The organism is Vibrio sp. M260121, from assembly GCF_036533715.1.
Lineage (GTDB): Bacteria > Pseudomonadota > Gammaproteobacteria > Enterobacterales > Vibrionaceae > Vibrio.
This window is the reverse complement of the sequence record NZ_JATABF010000016.1, coordinates 42,980-61,507: the sequence shown is the minus strand read 5'-3', so window position 1 is coordinate 61,507 and position 18,528 is coordinate 42,980. Positions and strand designations below refer to the sequence as shown.

The window sequence follows — 18,528 nt, the reverse complement described above, 5'->3', positions numbered from 1 at the left end:
TAAATAAGATAAATATAAAAGCGAAGAAACTCAGATAAATCGATTTTAAAATATTATTTTGAATTAAAGTCACACATTTTTCACGCGCTACAACAAAAATACAAAAGAGAAAAAATAGAGTCTTAATTCTATTCATATTTCAAAAAGGCATTAATAATCCGGTTATCACTTAATGTCGTTAATTTCTGTACAAATAAAAGCCAAGGCAAAACTATTTCTATTTTACAACTGTGTCACATTGATTTATTTTCGAACTATTATTGGGTATATAACTCGCTAAAACGAAAAACAATCCGTCAGCCACCGCAAGGTTATGCTGAATGTACTTGTTTGCGTTGATGTATGAAATCGCGTTTTGGTCGCCATAAAGTAGGTAATGCGATGCGGTTTTTGAGGTGAATGGCTTTTGTACTCTTGGCCATGCAAGCTTTCTAGATCGAAGATTTCCACCTCCGCTTGATTCGATTTTTTATGGTCAAAGGCAAACCGAAGCCTGCCTTTGTTCATTGATCTATGAAAACAGTCTAAGACGTCTTTTTACCCTCGCTCGATTTTGCGTTGCTTGCATTTTGCTCGGTAGCAACCATGTCATCAAATTCAGAAACTCGTGCTAAGAACGTAGGCTTGTCTTTGTTTGGAATCGAACTCGCCAGCGGAAAATCGGCGGTCATCGAGTCCACTGCACGGTTGCGCACGAGTACTTCGAAGTGCAAGTGTGGGTCTGTTAAACGACCTGTCGCACCCGAAAGCGCAATCTGTTGCCCACGTTTAACGTGTTCGCCTTTCTTGACTAAGAAACGGCTCAAGTGCAGATAACGAGTTTTGTACACACTGTTGTGCTCAATCACCAAGTATTTACCTGCGTAAGGGTGGTTACGAACAGCAATCACTTTGCCATCACCCGTTGAGTAAACTGGCGAACCCACAGGCGTCGCGAAATCGGTACCATTATGCGGTTGAATTCGGCCCGTTACAGGGTGTCTTCGGTTCGGGTTAAACGGAGACGTAATACGTCGGAATTGTTTGTCGACTGGATAACGGTTAAAGGCTTGCTCTAAGCTGTTTCCATCACGGTCATAAGCGCCCATCTTCAGCCAAAAACGCTTCTACGTCTTTGCCACGCATCTTGATGGCAATGCCCCGCACTTCGGTATTGCCGGTCAAATGGTCATCAACGTACTGACGACGCACCAACACATGAAAGCTATCACCAGCACGCAGCTCGCGAGCAAAATTCACTTTGTCACGAAGTACACGCGTAATGTTCGCAATCTGGCTGGTGGTTAATCCTTGTCGGTGTGCAGAAGATGAGAAACTGCCGTTGATTTTACCTGAGTACATTTCTTCGCGCCATTCACCCGGCTCTTCAACAAACTCATAAGCGAATGTGCCATCGTCGTTTTGTGTATAAATCGAACGTTCGACAAGGCTTTCGTGGAAGCTCACTTGTTGCAGTGGTTAGTTTCTTTACACCAACCAATATCAAATGGGGCAGCTAAATTCTTGAGTTCTTCGTAGGATTTTCAAGAATAAGCTTGTTAGCGGTATAGGAGCGAAAATAAAGCACAACGTCGATTCGTTCATAAACGTTTGATAGGTAGCCTTCGGCTTCATGTATAACTTTTCGCACGACTGATTCCACATAATCTAGCTCACTTCCTACTTCAAGCGCATAAACTGCATCTTGGAAGCTAAACTCCGTAAGCTCTGCAATTTCCTTTGCCGATTTCCCCTCGTAACGGGCCAATTCAGACTCCATGAGCAGACCAAGCATGGTTACCTTTTGCTTAGTCTTAGAAATTCCCTGAGTGTAGAGCTTAAATTGTTTTACCTCATGAGAAATCAGCATAGCGCCAATCATGGTCATTGAGGTTGTAAACAAAAGCGTGGCAAAGAAAAAAGACAAATAGATGTTTATAAATTCATCCTTTCTCCTGTTAAGTGCTCACAACTTTTGCCAGTTCAACGATGTTTTTTACGTTGAACTTATCCAGAACGCGTCGCTTGTAGGTGCTAACGGTCTTGTCACTGATAGACAGGACATCCGCGATGTCTCGGTTACTCTTTCCTTGCAGTAGTAACTTCATTACGGCGCTTTCACGGCTGGATAACGTCGGTACATTTCGATGTTCTTCTACCGTTTGTTTGAATTTGAAGAACGAGTACCCTTTCGCTACGGCTTCTATCGCATCTTTCAAAATTTCATGGTTTTCGGACTTACATACATAACCATCAGCGCCCGAGCGAAACGCCATTTGGCTATACATGTGGCTGGTCTCAGCAGAGAAGAAGATGACTTTGCCACTGAAACCGTGAGATGTAATACGCTTATAAAAATCGTACCCATCACAATCCGCGAGATTCACATCCAAAATGAGCAAACCGATATCCGATTCTTTCAGTGTTTTTAGTGCGTCTTTTGAGCTTGTTGCCGTCATAACTTCATTTGCAATGCCTAGGCTTTCGACCAAGGATTTAATAGCAATGCAAACCAGTGGGTGATCATCAAAGATCAAGCAGTTCATTTTATTCATCATTCTTTTAATTCAATATCGTTATTGCTTCTAATGGCATAGGTTTATCGATGTAATAGCCTTGGCACACATCAACGGTATATTGGCGCATGGCCTCTAGCGTCACCTCATCTTCCACCCCCTCTGCGACGACGCTAATATTTAAGCTTTTTGCTAGTGCGCATATCGCTAACACTATGTTTTTCTTTTTCGGGTCATGAACTAACCCTTGAACGAATGAACGGTCGATTTTCAGCTCGTTAAAAGGCAATTGAGCAAGCTTTTCTAACGAGGATGATCCGGTACCGAAATCATCAATACTGATCGTCACTCCATTCATTCGAAATTTAAGTAGGTTCTTGTAGAGCGCTGGACTAGTTTGAAATGTGTCTCGCTCTGTTATCTCTATCGTAAATCGGTCTGGACTGATGCCATGCGCCTGACAACGGGCGATAAATTGGTTCGCAAATTCCGCATCTTCTAAATTGTCATGATCGACATTGAGCGAGACATGTTGCTTGAGTCCGCGATTTTTCATGTCGTATAACGCGTTGCTAAACACTGCATCAAATAACTCTGCTGATAAGTGACAGCGTTCCACAATCGAAAGGAAATTATGCGGAGCGAGCACACCGTAAATTGGATGAAACCAACGAGCAAGCGCTTCATAACCGATAATCTCGCCTGAGTTGGCATCTGCTAAAGGCTGGTAGTAGTTTTTGACTTTACCCTCAGCCAATGCGAACAAGAACTCTTGGTCTTGAACACAGATATCTTGTTGGAAATGCGTTGTTTTGGCCGGTTCAAGTCCCGATCTTCTTAGCATTTCGACGACTTGGCTTTCATCGTAAGGCTTAAGTAACTTACCCAGTACTTCAAAACTGAACGTCTCACACATAGCACGCACAGCTGTGACAATTGTCAGTTCCATCGCACTGACCAGCACGACTTTGCCGCGATAACCAATCTGGTTAAGCATTTCCATCATGTCGATGCCATCTTTGTTTGGCATTTGCAGATCACAGAAGATTATGTCGATATTTATCGATTTTGCGTGTGCAATGGCTTTGTCTACGTCATCGAATGACGCAACGTCTACGTCGTGACGCTGCAACATTTGCTTTAACAGAGTAATTTGCAGTGGATGGTCATCAATCACCATCGCTTTAAGTGGTTTATTCATGAGCTTTTATCCAATGTTCTGCGAGGTTGATTTCTTGTTCGATTCGATCGATAAGGCCAGTAACATGTGATTCAAAATCGGCGTCGCTCGCCTGCTCTGCTTCGACACACTGTTCGGCTAAGATGCTAACGCCAATGGCACCGAGCGCGCCTTTAATGCCATGGATAATGCGTTTTTTCTCTAACTTGCTTTCTGCTTGCTTTAAGTTGGAAACGTCTTGTGTCATCGAGCTCTTAAACACTTTCGCGATCTCATGCGCATCTTGCTTTCTGAACTTCTCGATCCACTCAGGCCATTTCGTCTCTTTTTCTTGACCGAGGTAAGGCAGCAGCTTCGACTTGAGTTTTTCTAAGTCATAAGGCTTGTATAAGATGTCATCAATCCCGATATTTTTTGCTCGCTCATTGGCTAAGCGAGAATCCTCTGCCGTCACGCCAATTACAGGGATCGAAGCATGCTCTGGTGTTGCTTTAAGCTTCTTCACTAGCTCAAAGCCATCCATCTCTGGCATATGGAAATCGGTCAGCACTAAGATCACTTGATCGTCATGGTTAACGTATTGCCACGCTTCTAGCCCGTTGCTGACGATCACAGGCTCGATGCCAAGCTCTCGCAGTTGCATCGTAATCACGCTTTGGTTAATCGGATTATCTTCTGCAACCAAAACCGAACCGTGCTTCCAATACACATCACTGAGTCTTTTAGTTTGCTTTGGCTTCAATGAACAATCTTGTGTTAACAGCGCCAAAAGAGTGTCGGGGTACTTGGCATCAGAAGGAGAAAGCTCACATTCTCGATTTTCCCCACACACCAAATTGAGACCTTGGAATTTACCTTGAGATGAAAACTTACCCGCTAAGCATGGCGCTACATCCGTAGACTCCATCCCCCAAACTAGACACCAGTCACGCACATTCGCAGGTAAAGTTGGTGAGAAGGTATAACGAATGGCCGCTTGCGGTTCGGCTTCGCAGAAAACCACTGGTAGCTTCACGACCATTGTCGTACCTAAGCCGAATTGGGAATCGATGCAGAGATCCCCGCCCATGCATTCCACAAGACGGTCAACAATGCTCAACCCGAGTCCTGTGCCACCGTATTTACGTGTGATCGTGTCATCAGCTTGCACGAACGGTTGGAGAATGCCGTCAAGCTGTGTCTCCGTCATGCCGATACCCGTGTCTGCAATCTTCAGGATCAACTTCCCTTCATTCATTGCAACGCTGACGCTGATCTCACCATCGGTGGTAAATTTCACCGCGTTAGATAGTAAGTTTGTGGTGATCTGAACCAAACGCACGGCATCAACTTTCAACCAAGGATTCACAAACGGTTTGAAAGTCACACGGTAATCCAAGCCTTTACTTACGGCTTTTGGCTCAAAGCTACGCACAACATCACTGAGGGTTGTCACCACATTGGTTTTGGTCGGAGTGACTTTTAATTGACCTGCTTCAAGCTTGGAGTAATCAAGTACTTCATCCACCAATAGGTTCAAGTGATTAAGAGAACGCATCGCTTGAGTGATGAGCTCTTTACTAGACTCGCGGTTAGTCTGACGGGTCAACAAGTCTAGCAAGCCGTGTGCCGCAGACAACGGAGTTCTTAGTTCGTGGCTCATCGTCGCCAAAAAGTTCTCTCGCGCTCTAACCGCAGTTTGCGCCTTTTCTTGGGCATCGATGAGTGCAAACTCTCGCTCTTTCTGCTCGGTGATATCTTGTAAAACGGTTAGAACGAACTTCTTCTTGCTACTCGGTGAAAGAATCGATTTACGCTCTCGATAAACATGCTGGATACCGAGCTTACAAGCATTAGAGGCCGTTGTATCCGAGATACGCTTTCCAGCTATAACTTGGCGCAGTTCGCTTACATTATCCACCAGCGGTTTCGCCCCTATTCGGCTTTGAATCGTACAGCCTTTACAACGATTATTGCGGTACAAAGAACAGTTGCTCATTTGGATCTGATTATCTTCACCATGGATAAAGACAATGCTGTTGATCTCTTGGATTATCTCCATCAACCACTGCTTTTCTTTTTCTTCGTTAGTCGCATTGAGCTCCGCTAGGTTCACTTTTAGCTTAAGATGTGCCAGAACGAAGTAAACAATGGCAAGCAAGATGACGAACACCACCGCGACAAACAGTACGATGGTAAAGATATGCTCTTCGCCGTATCCATAGACCAAGTTGAAGTTACGGTATGTACGGTTAAGTTTGTCTATCTCTTTGGCATCGATCGTGTCGATGATACTGTCGAGGATTTTCTTTAACTTGGTATTGTGGTTTGCGACTGCAAAAGCAATAGAGAGCGTAAGGACGTCTTTTTCACTGATAAGCAGCCCATCAATATTATCTTGCGCAATCATGCTATGAACAATGTCGTCCGGCACATAGGCGACATCGATCTCCCCTGATTTCAAATCGCTCAGCAATTGCTTTAAATCGTCATAACGTGTGAAGCGCTCTTCTTTCCATGAATCTAGATTTACCAACCCCTGCTTCTTTAAACTCATTAATATGCCCGATTTCGCATCGTGAGGTGGATGACTGTCCACATCTAACGCTTCAACCGCGACAAAGTTGTTGTGCATGAAAGGTTTGGTGATGAGCCAGTCTGAAGAACGCGCATGATCTACGTAGGCGACTGGAACAATATCGGCACTAAATGCAGTCAAGCCGCTGTTTAAGCTGCTGCTAGGTTTTAAGTATTCAAACTTGAGTCCCGTCCGAGATTGAATGAGGTCAATAAAATCCGGTAGGAAGCCATCTAAACGACCGGTGTGCGCATTTCTGAACAGAAACGGAAACGCCTCTTCGCTACTGCTGTAAGTGATGGTCTGTTTGTTCTTGATATCACGGCGATATTCCACCAGCAACTTGTCGTTGACGTGATAAGGGTTTTTCGATGCAACAGAACGAATGTTTTTACCATTGCGCTCCCAGCTTAAAATGCGGTCAATTCTATCAACAAGCGCTTGGTTCTCCTTAGAGGTAATAAAGCTAACGTCCTCTTCGTTTAACCAACTTGGGATATCAACCGAGCCATTCACGATGTCGTTTTGATCTAAGTATTGGTTGATCGCGACGTAGGTCGAGATCAGCGCGTTAGCACGACCAGTTCTCACCTCATCAAATGCTTTCGCTCGTGTTTGAACTTCTCGAACGTTGGTTGCACCCGTATCTTTCAGAGACTCGCAGTATACGCTTCCGACCACGCATACCCATTGCAGTTCCCTAGGGTCGCGTTTGTAATAACTGTTTTCGCGATACCAAACGGCGACGGTACTAGAGAAGAAGGGCTGAGAGAAAATAAATCGCGCCTCACGCTCCGGTGTTTTACTAAAACCAACGGCCCCGTCAATCTTGCCACTTTCAATATCATTGAGGATATCGGGGATGTTGTCATAAGAGCGCAGAATAAGCTTGAGATTGAGAACCTTCGCAATGTTCGTCAGGTACTCTAGGTTAATACCATAGAAGGCGTTCACCTTGATGCCGGCATTAGGGTCATCGGACATTTGTGCGATCACGCCAACCACAACGACATCACTTGGTTCTTCCGCAGCGAGAGAATAGTTTGAAGACGCAATTCCGATGAATGCGGCAAAAAATACAACAGTTTTTCTTAGAATGCTGAACATAACGACTTCCACAACTTGGGAGGTCAGACTAATTTGCACAGCTTAAATGTCAAACTTCGTAACTAGGCAAATTAATTTTATCTTATTGATTAAATGCCAATTTTTTATGGTTGGTAAGGATATTCTTACAACATTATCCACCTTGGACTACAACGAAATTGCGTTTACCATCTCATCATCAACACGAAACTGTTTGCACAACAAATAAACGGTATGTCGTCGCCAAAATAAACAAAGAAGTATAATTAGACACCAGTTTGTGATGAAAAAAAGGTCACACTAGTTAAGTGTGGCCTTGATGATTATTCAACCAGGCATGTTGTTTCATTAAGACAGTGAAACTGATTTTTCCCGTTATTCTTGGCTAGATACATTGCCATATCGGCTTCATTGATTTTTTCGTCCAATGTCGAACCGTCTTCTCTCGACCAATAACTCACACCGATGCTGGCAGAGATGTCACACGTTACATCACCAAACTGAAATGGCTTGGATAAACTTTCTATGATGCGTTGTGCAATTAACTCACAACTTGTCGCATCCCTTACGGCAATCAAAAACTCGTCACCTGCCAAACGCGAAACTAAATCTCTACGAGCAACGCAGTTCATCAAGCGTTGAGCAACGACTTTAAGTAGTTGATCGCCTATCGCGTGTCCATATTTATCATTGACGGCTTTAAATCCATCTAAGTCAACAAACAAGATATGCTGAGAAGCACCAACATCGTGCTTTTCTTGCAGACGGCGCATTGCTTTAGAGCGGTTTGCAAGGCCAGTGAGCGGGTCATGATTCGCTTGGTAGTTCAAACGCTTCAATTCAATATCAATGGTGAGGTCAGTAAAGGAAACCACAAAAGCTTCTGCTCGGCCCGTTTCACTCTTCAATACACGTACTTTCAACTCACAAGGCATCACCCGCCCTTGTTGGTTTTTGAGCTCTACGTGCGTCTTGTAGTGCCCAGTTTTGAGCAATCGTAGTTTGACGGCCTTTGTTACTTCAAAAGGCGACAAAAGCTCTAACGTTTTTAACGCATCTACTTCACCAAACCACTGTGTCGCGGCGTGGTTTTGAGTTTGAGTGGCTAATGCTCGATTAAGCACTAAGATTGCGTCTTGGTTTTGATCGAACATCAGATCCAACAACTTTCGTCGCTGCTCAGAAAGCGTTTGTTCAGTAATGTCTTGCAACTGAATCAAACTGCTCTTTTCCGTGTCCATTGGATTGCAAGAGATGAGATAACGCTTGGTCTTATCCAAACTGCGAACTTCAACACCTTTTACCGTCGTATGTGTGTCGATGGCAAACATTACCCGCTCAATTTTTGACATAGGTTCAAAGCGGCTCACGAGCAAACGTCTGATTTCAGAGTTAACATCCATGCCTCGCAACTCTTTAGACGCAATAGGGTTAAAGTACGTCACCCTATGACTTGAAGAAACCACCAAGACGCAGCGTTGCATTGCATCGAGCGCACTGTGTATATAACGGTTTTTATCCTCAACCCGTTTTAAAACCTGCGCGACTTGGGACTCACGCTCTGCCAAGCTCATGGTCATTTCATTAAAGCACTCTGTCAGCTTCCCTACTTCATCCTGATGGTAAACAGGCAGTGCTTTACGAATTACCCCGACTTTACTCATATGCTCTACGGAGCGGTGCAGAGACAAGAGCGGCAACGAGATAAGTGAATGCAGCAGTTTCGCCAACGCCCACGCACACATAGACAGTAGCAGCACGATAACGCCAAGCGATAACCACATTTTGCGCTCATTGATCAGTAAGTTTTCTAACGATACCCAGATCTCTAACGCACCAAGCTTTTCATCACCTAAGACCACATCGTAATGACGCATCACGACATTAAGATGCGAGCATTTCAAGGTACGGCTCTGCCATTCACAACCTTTTGGTAAATCTTCAATAGATGCGATGGTTTTATCATGTTGATTTACTACCAACGCCGAAATCACATCAGGATCGAAACTCAGGTTAATCAGTTGCTCTTTCGCGGTGTATGAATCGTCAAACATCAATGCAGCTTGAAGTGTATTGGCAACGCCTTGTCCAAGAATATTAGTTCTTCGATCAAGTGCTGATTCTTGCGCCAACACCAAATATTGAATAGCTAAAGTCCCCAAGCCAATAACAATCAGCGTGATCATAAGCCAAGTTGGAAGCATCATTTTGTGACGCAGTGGCAATCGAGCGAGACGAGAGCGAATCATGGCACCACCTCATCTTCGACTAGAATCGAAATACTAAGCAACTGTGCCCGAAGCAGTACTCGAGTGGGTGCCACATGACCGCGCGATACCATAGGGCGGATACGGTTATTCACTTTCACAAATGCAACCATGCCTCCCATCAAAACAAACTTTTCCCCATTGCTGATTAATAACGAATGGGGATAACTTTCTCTTAGCGTTTCAATCTGGGAAGGCTTGGCTTGTGGAATATAGATAATATGGCAAGTAACCGGCTTAACATCGCTCGACAGGTCGTAATAACGAGAAAGCTGAGGCCTGCGAGCAACGATGCGTTTTAAATGCTCAGCGACGGAGTCCCCCTCTGAGACACAGTATTCTACAGGCTCAGTAGGCTTGCCAGTAGCACCCCAATCGGCGAGTAAAGCAAATCGGTACAAGTAGACCGCTTTCAAATCGGCATCATCATATTGACCAAACGCGAACGAAGCACTCAATAATGCCCATAAGGTTATTCCCCATTTAAAAGCATAACCCTTCTCGAATCGTCTCACCATCTGGCGTAATCCCAATCTAGCGTTAGCCAATATTGCGTGCCATTAGCAAAAGAGTTGTAATTGTTAGGAAACTCTTTGCTTTGATCAGCTCCTAAGTTCTCGACCGACGCGGTAATCTCTGGCATACAATCGTTGTACTGCCAGCTTAAAGATGCATCAAAGGAAACGACTTCAGGCCAGTTGTAGTCTTTATTGGCAACAGAAACCGGATTCAATGCCGACTCATAATCTTCATGCAGTTCCGATTCAGAAACATATTGGCCACTGACACTTACCCACCATTGCGGCGTGATATCCCACATTACTTGTGCATTCACAAAGTGGTTTGGCTCATTTTCAATCGTTCGTTTTACAGCATCATTATTTGAGCAGATAGCACCTTCACAATGACCAACAATTCGCTTATAGCTGTAGTTAGCATTAATTTGGAGATCATCGCGGGGTTGCCATTTCACCGCGATTTCACCACCGAAACTCTCACTCCAAATTGGATCAACCAACTGAGAAGTGTACTGCTCTACCACTGTGCCAACTGTACCAGGCGATGAACCTTCGCCAATGATGATTTGCGACGCTGATTCTGCTTTATAAACACGAATGTTTTCGTGTCGGGTGTAAAAGGCACCGATGCTGAATTGCAGATGGTGTTCATCCCAAAAACGATAACCAAGTTCATACGTAGATACAGACTCGACATCCAGATCTTCATTGCCTTTAAGCAACGTACTGTAATAGTAATCGTAATAGTTGTTATCGCTGAACATTACGTTCTGCATGTATTGGTTTTCACGCAGATAAGTACTCAACTCAAGGCGTGACGGCGTCACTATTGCTTTCCCCCAACCTGCCCAAATTCTTTGGTTGCTTGCAAGTTCATAACTCAAGCGAACTTGCGGTTGCGGATCGATATCATGAGTCAGGTTATTGTATTGCCAACGATTGCCCAGCGTTAACTTGGTCTTATCCATGACGGGAATATTCCAGTTCATGTACACGCCATAAGACTGGTTGAGAAAATCAGGGTCTTCCGCTACACGTAAATAAGGCATTGTCACCTCATCACGCTTTGAAAAGGTGCCAAATTGCTCATCAATCAGGCGTACGTTGCCACCAAGGGTTAACTCAGTACCCCATAAATCAGAGAAAGTGTAATGTGAATCAAGATCGGTTCTGAAAAACTGGGCATTAGCATGAGTACTGTCGTTAGAACTGTAGGTAAACCAAACTTCGTTTTCCCAACTGTCACCATTGGCGCGATCAAAAATATGATGGCCACCAACGAAGTACTCTTGCATCGTCATTTCGGTTTCAAAAGAACGCATAGGCTCTGCACCTGGCATGATGAAATTCGGCTGGAAGTTACCCCAGTTGTAATCTTCACGGGAACGAATGCCACCTGCCTGAACACTCAATGTATGTTCATGTTTCTGATAATCCAAACGACCACCGAATCGCTCGGTATACACATTGAAATGCTGAAACGGCTGCACACGCGCTTCATCGCTGGTCCAAGGCATGTGATCAACGAACTCGCCGTAAAGACTGTAGTTTGCGTATTCACCAGCAGAGTCCGCATGATGGAGCTGATATTCACGGTAATCGTAGTTTCCGAAACTGGCTGACACCTTCCCTTTTGCCGCACCGTCCGCTTCTTTTGTGATGACGTTAATAACACCAGTTACGGCATTGCCGCCCCATACTGTGCCAACTGGACCGAGTACGATTTCGATCTGAGCTATGTTGTCCATACTGACGGGGATTAAATCCCAATCCACACCAGAAGACATCGGGTTAAACACACTACGACCATCAACCATGACCAACATTTTATTGTTCAGGGTTTCGTTGTTGCCACGCACGGTGACACCCCAATCGTAATTGGAGTATTTCGCGACATGCAGTCCGGGAGCCAAAGATAACGCATCAGCCACAGAGCGTGCACCAGAGCGTTTAATCTCTTTTGCAGTAATGACATATACAGACGCAGGCGTATCTGCAAGGGATTGCGAGGTTCGAGTGGCCGAAACAACCTTGGTTTCAGCCAAGGAGCACAATGGCATTTCGAGTAAAGAATCTAGATCATAGTTAGCAGAGGCAGGAGCAACAGCTCCAAACGTGGATGCAATCACGAGGTTTAACGACAAACGCATAGTGGTATTTCTCAACGTTTGAACGCAAAAAATGGTATTTGAGGGAAGAGGTTCAAACGTTAAATTACAGTGTATCTATATGAGTACAGTGTACCATTTGCCCTAGTGTGGTTCATTTTAAACCAACGCCAATTACGCTGAGTTATTTTTGTCGAGACGATTAATTGATGTACCAGATAGTGGGTATTGGAGATAGAGAGTAAAAAGCGCCTAAAGGCGCTTTAAGTTCACAATCTAATGCTAGATATTCTATTCACGGCAGGACTAACTAACAAACTGTAGTCCCATCTCCCAATCAGAGACTTTAACAAAATTAAGCGTATCTACATTGTGTTTTTTAAATGCCTTAACCACACTTTCGTGCACCATTATATGAGGGTAATCGCTATACTTAGGCATAAAAACCAATCGCTCTTTCTCGGGTAAAGCATCCAGCTTATCAGTATCTAAACTGTACTTGTCAATCGTATGTCTTGTATCTTCAGGATCAAAATCATCAATATCACACTCTTCTAAGTTCAATACATCCATTTTCTCAAATACATTGAACACCCAGTAATCCTCGTGATATTTCCCCGAATCATCAACAATAACTGCTGGGAACAACTAGAAATATTCATTTTCAACTTTGCCTAGTGACTTTTTAATTTCGTCCGTTATGACCGGGTAAGTAGAATCTAAATGAGCTTTTTTTAACGGTCTTGATACGCCACGAGCTGCATCTTCTTCACGATAACCGTTTTCAAAAAACATCGGTTCGTTACCACTTAATTTAGTAAATTCATAGTCCCTCATTGCAGAGTGCTTTTGAGGCTTTAGATATAAGGTGTTTTCATCATACTTCTCGAAAACAATATAGTACTTTTCGTTGTAATGGTTCATTTTCCTACCCCTGGAATCCATCGTCTTTTATTCCGTCTAACTACCTATCGTTTACCACTTCGGAGTACGATACGCATGCCACAGTGCATGGAAGTGAAGGTTGTGCCACCAGCAAGATCTTTTTATTTCGCATTGTTGCCATAAGGGATAGGAACGATCGGCTTGCCGACCTTCGGAAAAAACACTTAAGAAGGTGTGTTTACATGATTTATAGATTAAATCTAGTATTAAATGAAAAAGCGCCTTTCGGCGCTTATTGTATTTGACTTGCCCGGAAAATAGCTCACAAGCTTAACTGCCTATGCATCACCGTTATTGGTTTACAGCTAATTATTACATTAACTAGAGCTTCAGATAAATACAACCCACTTTCATCACTCGATAATATTTCATGTTAATTACCTATCTGCGTTTTGTTTCTCTCGAAGATGAGAAGAACCAGTATTGCTTTTTGCTACAGAAGTACATCTACTTTGTCAGATAAACCAATGTTCAGAGCAGCAAAAAAACTATAAATCGCCAAAGTCATCATCACTAAACATTGCAGCAGGTCCCCACTGGTCAACTCTAATGAAACCAACCCCAGTAAGATTTGCCGCTTTTAGAGCATCAACCACTGTTTCATGGAATAGAAATTGTGGTTTTTCTTGGAGTCGAAAAACGAGCCGTTCTTCTAAAGGCACCTTGTCTAACAGCGTTTCATCTAACGACAATGCTCTTAAAAAAAAGTCATTTTCAACATATGTGCCCTTTATGACTGAACGGCCTTGATGTATGGCTCTATAATTATTCCAAATATGCATCATGAAATAGTCCGACCAGACTTTGTCATCATTAGTCACTTCTGTTGGATAAAAATCGACCCCCGGAACCTCAAACGGCAATAAAACCTGTCTAAATTTATCGGATACCATTTGTTCTGCAATTTCGTGATAATCACAAGGGGAGAAATTCTTTTTGTTTCCTTCAAATACTCTAACCTTTCCCAAGCCTGTCACTTCACGCTTTAGGGAACGTTTTGCCATTAAGTGTCTTAATCCTTTATCAGAATCTTTAGTCTGCCCAAGCATATGAAAACCTGCATGGCCAGACTCACACAGTAAATAATATTGGTTATCGTATTTCATCTATTTTCCTAATTCTAATGTGCCGTTAAATCGCCCTAGGCCGAAACCATGATCTCGAGTTTCACAGAAGTTAGCTCGTTGTAATCCTTTTCGCTTCTGCTTGATTGTTGAAACATTACTACAACCAGGCCCTCCTTGACGATAATCTCGTCCGTCGTAAGCAATCGTCCAAGTAAAATCTTGGATATATCCAAGAATTATTTTACTGTGCTTTTTCATTTCACGCTCAAACATCATATTGACTTTCTTTGTATTATCAGCGTATTTACAAAGAAAACCATCCTCGACACGGTCTTTTAAATCTAAAACCTGTTTTTTAGCCGCTTTCGGATAACGCAATTCTTTACCTTGAGTGGTCTTAAATAACTTTCTGTTAAAGCTCTTTATATTTTCGTGACGGGCATTAGTTTCATGGCCCTCAAGTATACTTAGAGCTTTTTCGTTTTCACTCAGCGCCATACCTTGTGCGTGATTTCCCTGATGTCGCTGAACACCCAGCTCACAAGCTAGTTCCATTATTCCAGGAAGAGCCACCAAGTTATGTACATCATTGATATCATAACTAAAATCATCAAAAAGCTCTTTAAATACGTCATCGCTAACTGCTTCGAGAGGAATTACATGGTGAACTTCTAAGGAGCCTGCACCCACATACCAATCATGTCCTTCGGGATAGGATTTACCTTTGTTCCGGTAAGCCTTTTCCATCGCATCTAAATACCCACCTTTTTTATTCTGACCTTTCCCTTTTTTCAACCTTTTGCGGTTTTTACATTTTGAATCTCTACAAATAGGACAGGTTTTATCTAGTTCGGTTTCATCATCTTCAGGCTTCTCTTTATGGTTATTTTTCGAGTGCTTCTTACCTGCAACCAAGTTATTTATAGCTTTTACTAAAGGCTCTGCGGCTTTACCAGCCGATCTCGCTGTCGTTGCTCCTGTCAATAAGACGGCCATAGCCGGACCACCGACACCGCCAGCGGCAGTACCGGCAGCAGTACCGCCAACTACTATCGCTCCATCAATACCCTTTTGAGTCGCTAGGGACAGGCTATATTTCACCGCTTCATCTGCAGGTAATGCTTCCAGATAGAGCTGAGGAATAGTTAGCAGATATTCTCTAATTTCCTGATCAGAGATGATAAGAAGTAACCGCTCCATTGCTTCAGTCGCCTCTTGTAAGTACAGAGCCCCTCGATCAACTCGCTTTAACGCCTCTTCAAGCTCATCGATATCACCGGTTGTAATAGCATAAATTAATACGCTGAGGTCAATATCTAGCGCATCTAAGTAATCACCAATTTCTCCAAAGTCAGGCACGTAGTTTGTTACATCATCTCCCACCCCTTCGATTGATGACTTAGCTATTTCCCAAACGTATTCTGTCGTCGACGCACTGTCTAACTCGGCTTTTCTTGCTCGAAGTTCTTTTAATTCTTCTTCAGTTTGCGCCTTCAGCTCTTCAAGCAACTCTTTCTGAGGGCTTGGTTGGGTAGCATTGTAAGCAATGGTTTCTTTTACAAGATAATCGGCATACTTTGTGATTTCCTCTTTTAGCACGTCTAACTGTGCCGGACGATCCGCTTCGGCTTTGGCTGCTTTATCTGGATCACCGAACTCTATTTTCGGCACTTCGTGCTGAGGAACTCCATAAACACTTGCGATCCCTTTACCATTAAGTAGGCCTTCGAAGACCTCACCACTGCTATAAGTGAGTTTATAAGGTACATTCGATACTGGTGTTTTTTCTTTGTCGTCGTAACACAACTCCAATGCAAAAGGTACTGGTAGTGTTCTTTCTGCGTGTACAACATCTGATACTTTTTCGGACTGAGTCGTTTGTCCATTAGAAAAGGTATTCACGACTTTGGGCTTTGCACCGTTAGAAATCAGTTTTGAACTTTTCTGTTGCAGCTTCTCCATACCTGAAGCGGTGATATCTGGTAGTTTTGCTTTTACTTCGTTGGCACTTTTTGCTTGAACCTGCAACGTTTCGTAAGCAACTTGATACCCCTTCATCGACGCGTATTTTGACAGAGTATCAAATCGTTGAACGACTTTGCTCAGTATGGTGTCAAGCTGTCCAGATATTAACTTTGTCCACTCATTCCAGTTTAATTCTTTTAAATACTTCTCTGAATCACCGTAACCTTGCTGCCTCAACAGAGCCAGTATATTGTTATGAGATTCATCTTCATGTATGGAATGTAATAAGTTAAGCGTTACACCGTTTTTATCAATGATTGGTGCGACTTGAGCTATCAATTCGTTTGCTACTGCAGAATAATCATCGTTTGTGCTGAATAGTAGCGCGATATTTTGCGCGATATCATTCGCTTCTTTCTCTGTTAACTCATACTCAAAATGCGCTCTTACTTCCGTTGCTAACATTGAGATAAAGTCTTTATCTGAACCTAAGTTTTCGTCAAAAACACCCCAAGTACTACGGACGCTGTCGACACTTCTAGGCTCCCAAAACGGGAGTTTTTCTTTTGCACAATGGGCAAAGAGCTCGTCATCGCTCCACTCATATTTATGTCCATTTAAGCCACGAGATGTTTTAGCTTCATATTTTCTTGAATCTTCCTCGTAGACGACATAGCACTCACCTGGGGGTAAAGAGGACACACTACTGCGCCCATTAGAATCAAGTACTCCACTCCCTATTTCAGCATTATTCCCGTCAAAAACCTTAAACTTCGCATTAGCAAGAGGTTCTCCATCAGGATAGCGGCACTCTATATCCAGCGTGTACGTCCCTTCCTGCTCTTCCGTCACAGAGACCGATGGGTTTTGTGCGCCACTAAGACACATAGTGTTAGCTTTGTTCATGGTCATTTGATCGGACAGGCGACATACGCCCTTACCTTCAAACTTAACCGTTGGTGAGGCTGAAATGAACTTTGCTTCGGCTTCTATCGTGCCGGATGCAACGCCTTTTTTATCGCCGCCCGCATCACCGGTACTTTTTGAGAATGTACTGCCTTTGATTGCGACACTGTTGCCACCATCCATAGAGATAGTCGTTGTGCCACCAGCAAGATCTGCTGATTTGGCATTGTTGCCATAAGGGATAGGAACGATCGGCTTGCCGACCTTCGTTAAACAAACATCTGGGAGCGTTGCATTCGCTTGAACTACTGATTTAAATATGGTGCCAAATGAAAAAAAGCGCCTTTCGGCGCTTTCTATACATCTCTTACCCAAACGTCTTTGACGTCTTTTTTCAGAAGGTCAATCACACTTTGGTGAATAAAAACTAAGCCAAAATCTTCTTCTAGTTTAAATATTAATCGTTCCTCTAAGGGAATATTTTCTAATTTAGAGAAGTCAAACTCTGTTGACTCGATATCTAACCAGTTCAACTTACCGTATTGTTTTTCTTTATCCGTCAATTTATAAGTTTGATGGATGTAAGGCATACGATAATCTTCATAAACTTTAATTTCATCATCAGATGGTTGGCTTGGAGAACAATCCACGCGAGCGTCTAACCACTCAACTCCGTGTACGACCAGTTTCTCTACTTTTGACGCAATATCACTGATGATAAATAGCTTCGGAGAAAAGGTCATTTCAAGCAGTAAGTCAGGCTCTACGGGTACTATTGGTTTAGGGGTTTGCTGGAATGGGAAGTTAGTTAAGTTTTGCTTTGTTAAAATAATATAGTCTTCTTTCATTATTTTCCCCTAAAATTTAGGTGCACGCATAGATGTATTCTTCTTCATTTTCCTAACTAGAGAAAATCTTGAATCATTACTAATCAAATCATAGATTTCTGGAGCGAAAAATACTGCAGTATCAGCTCCTTTAGCCCTATAAACCACCCGTTTATGGAAGGGGATCTTTAAAATTTTCTCTGGGCTTAGAAACAATCGGTGGACGATTAGATCCCCATTGTTTGGTGATACTTCTACAACACTTCGTTCAAAGTCGACAACGTCTTGAATGTTATTCAGAGCTAGTATGTATCGATCGGTGATGACTCCATCTTTAGTCGATAGTGATGCTGGATAAAACTCTACACCATAAGGATCAAAGCTCATTACAAGATCTGCAAATTCTTTAGTAACACATATGTCACCATTATCCGAAATGGGGTGAACCATGGAGGAAGCTACATTTTTATCCTCCCATCTTATTGGACTCTCCGAACTCGTTGGGTGAAAATTATTTGTACTATATAGAAATTCACGATCATCCACACATTGGAATGCCGTTGAACTTCTCATATAGTCCTCAGAGATTACCGAAAACTCCATCTTA

The 18,528-nt window shown here is 43.1% G+C and carries 13 protein-coding genes and 1 pseudogene; all 14 read right to left on the bottom strand.

Going from position 1 to position 18,528, the window contains the following annotated elements:
• Positions 1–524 precede the first annotated feature (524 nt).
• Positions 525–1,455, bottom strand: a pseudogene (locus QTO06_RS11060) (peptidoglycan DD-metalloendopeptidase family protein); the annotation flags it as partial.
• 40 nt (positions 1,456–1,495) lie between these two features.
• A complete protein-coding gene (locus QTO06_RS11055) occupies positions 1,496–1,867 on the bottom strand; it encodes a hypothetical protein (RefSeq protein WP_331408046.1) in 372 nt (123 codons plus the stop codon).
• A gap of 70 nt (positions 1,868–1,937) precedes the next feature.
• On the bottom strand, positions 1,938–2,537 hold the full coding sequence (locus QTO06_RS11050) for a response regulator transcription factor (protein WP_331408044.1): 600 nt from the start codon (positions 2,535–2,537) through the stop codon (positions 1,938–1,940).
• Positions 2,538–2,541: 4 nt separating this feature from the next.
• A complete protein-coding gene (locus QTO06_RS11045) occupies positions 2,542–3,696 on the bottom strand; it encodes an EAL domain-containing response regulator (protein ID WP_331408042.1) in 1,155 nt (384 codons plus the stop codon).
• Positions 3,689–7,339: an ATP-binding protein gene (locus QTO06_RS11040; RefSeq protein WP_331408040.1), complete on the bottom strand. Its 3,651-nt coding sequence runs from the start codon at positions 7,337–7,339 to the stop codon at positions 3,689–3,691. The genes QTO06_RS11045 and QTO06_RS11040 overlap by 8 nt, the downstream gene beginning before the upstream one ends.
• Before the next feature lie 302 nt (positions 7,340–7,641).
• Positions 7,642–9,567 (bottom strand): diguanylate cyclase domain-containing protein, encoded by a 1,926-nt coding sequence (locus QTO06_RS11035; RefSeq protein WP_331408039.1) that lies wholly within the window; start codon positions 9,565–9,567, stop codon positions 7,642–7,644.
• Positions 9,564–10,103 carry a YfiR family protein gene (locus QTO06_RS11030; protein WP_331408038.1) on the bottom strand — a complete coding sequence of 180 codons (540 nt, stop codon included), beginning with the start codon at positions 10,101–10,103 and terminating at the stop codon, positions 9,564–9,566. The genes QTO06_RS11035 and QTO06_RS11030 overlap by 4 nt, the downstream gene beginning before the upstream one ends.
• A complete protein-coding gene (locus QTO06_RS11025) occupies positions 10,097–12,253 on the bottom strand; it encodes a TonB-dependent receptor plug domain-containing protein (RefSeq protein WP_331408037.1) in 2,157 nt (718 codons plus the stop codon). The genes QTO06_RS11030 and QTO06_RS11025 overlap by 7 nt, the downstream gene beginning before the upstream one ends.
• Positions 12,254–12,517: 264 nt before the next feature.
• Positions 12,518–12,805, bottom strand: coding sequence for a hypothetical protein (locus QTO06_RS11020; RefSeq protein ID WP_331408035.1), 288 nt, complete (start codon positions 12,803–12,805; stop codon positions 12,518–12,520).
• Positions 12,806–12,859: 54 nt separating this feature from the next.
• Complete coding sequence (locus tag QTO06_RS11015; RefSeq protein WP_331408033.1) at positions 12,860–13,135, bottom strand: hypothetical protein; 276 nt, start codon at positions 13,133–13,135, stop codon at positions 12,860–12,862.
• A gap of 509 nt (positions 13,136–13,644) precedes the next feature.
• Positions 13,645–14,262: an imm11 family protein gene (locus QTO06_RS11010; RefSeq protein WP_104026714.1), complete on the bottom strand. Its 618-nt coding sequence runs from the start codon at positions 14,260–14,262 to the stop codon at positions 13,645–13,647.
• A complete protein-coding gene (locus QTO06_RS11005; protein ID WP_443088833.1) occupies positions 14,263–17,454 on the bottom strand; it encodes a PAAR-like domain-containing protein in 3,192 nt (1,063 codons plus the stop codon). It abuts the gene before it with no gap.
• Positions 17,451–17,942 (bottom strand): hypothetical protein, encoded by a 492-nt coding sequence (locus QTO06_RS11000; protein WP_203486676.1) that lies wholly within the window; start codon positions 17,940–17,942, stop codon positions 17,451–17,453. Before QTO06_RS11000 ends, QTO06_RS11005 begins: the two co-directional genes overlap by 4 nt.
• A 9-nt stretch (positions 17,943–17,951) precedes the next feature.
• Positions 17,952–18,524, bottom strand: a complete 573-nt coding sequence (locus QTO06_RS10995) for a hypothetical protein (protein WP_171371464.1) — start codon at positions 18,522–18,524, stop codon at positions 17,952–17,954.
• Positions 18,525–18,528 lie beyond the last annotated feature (4 nt).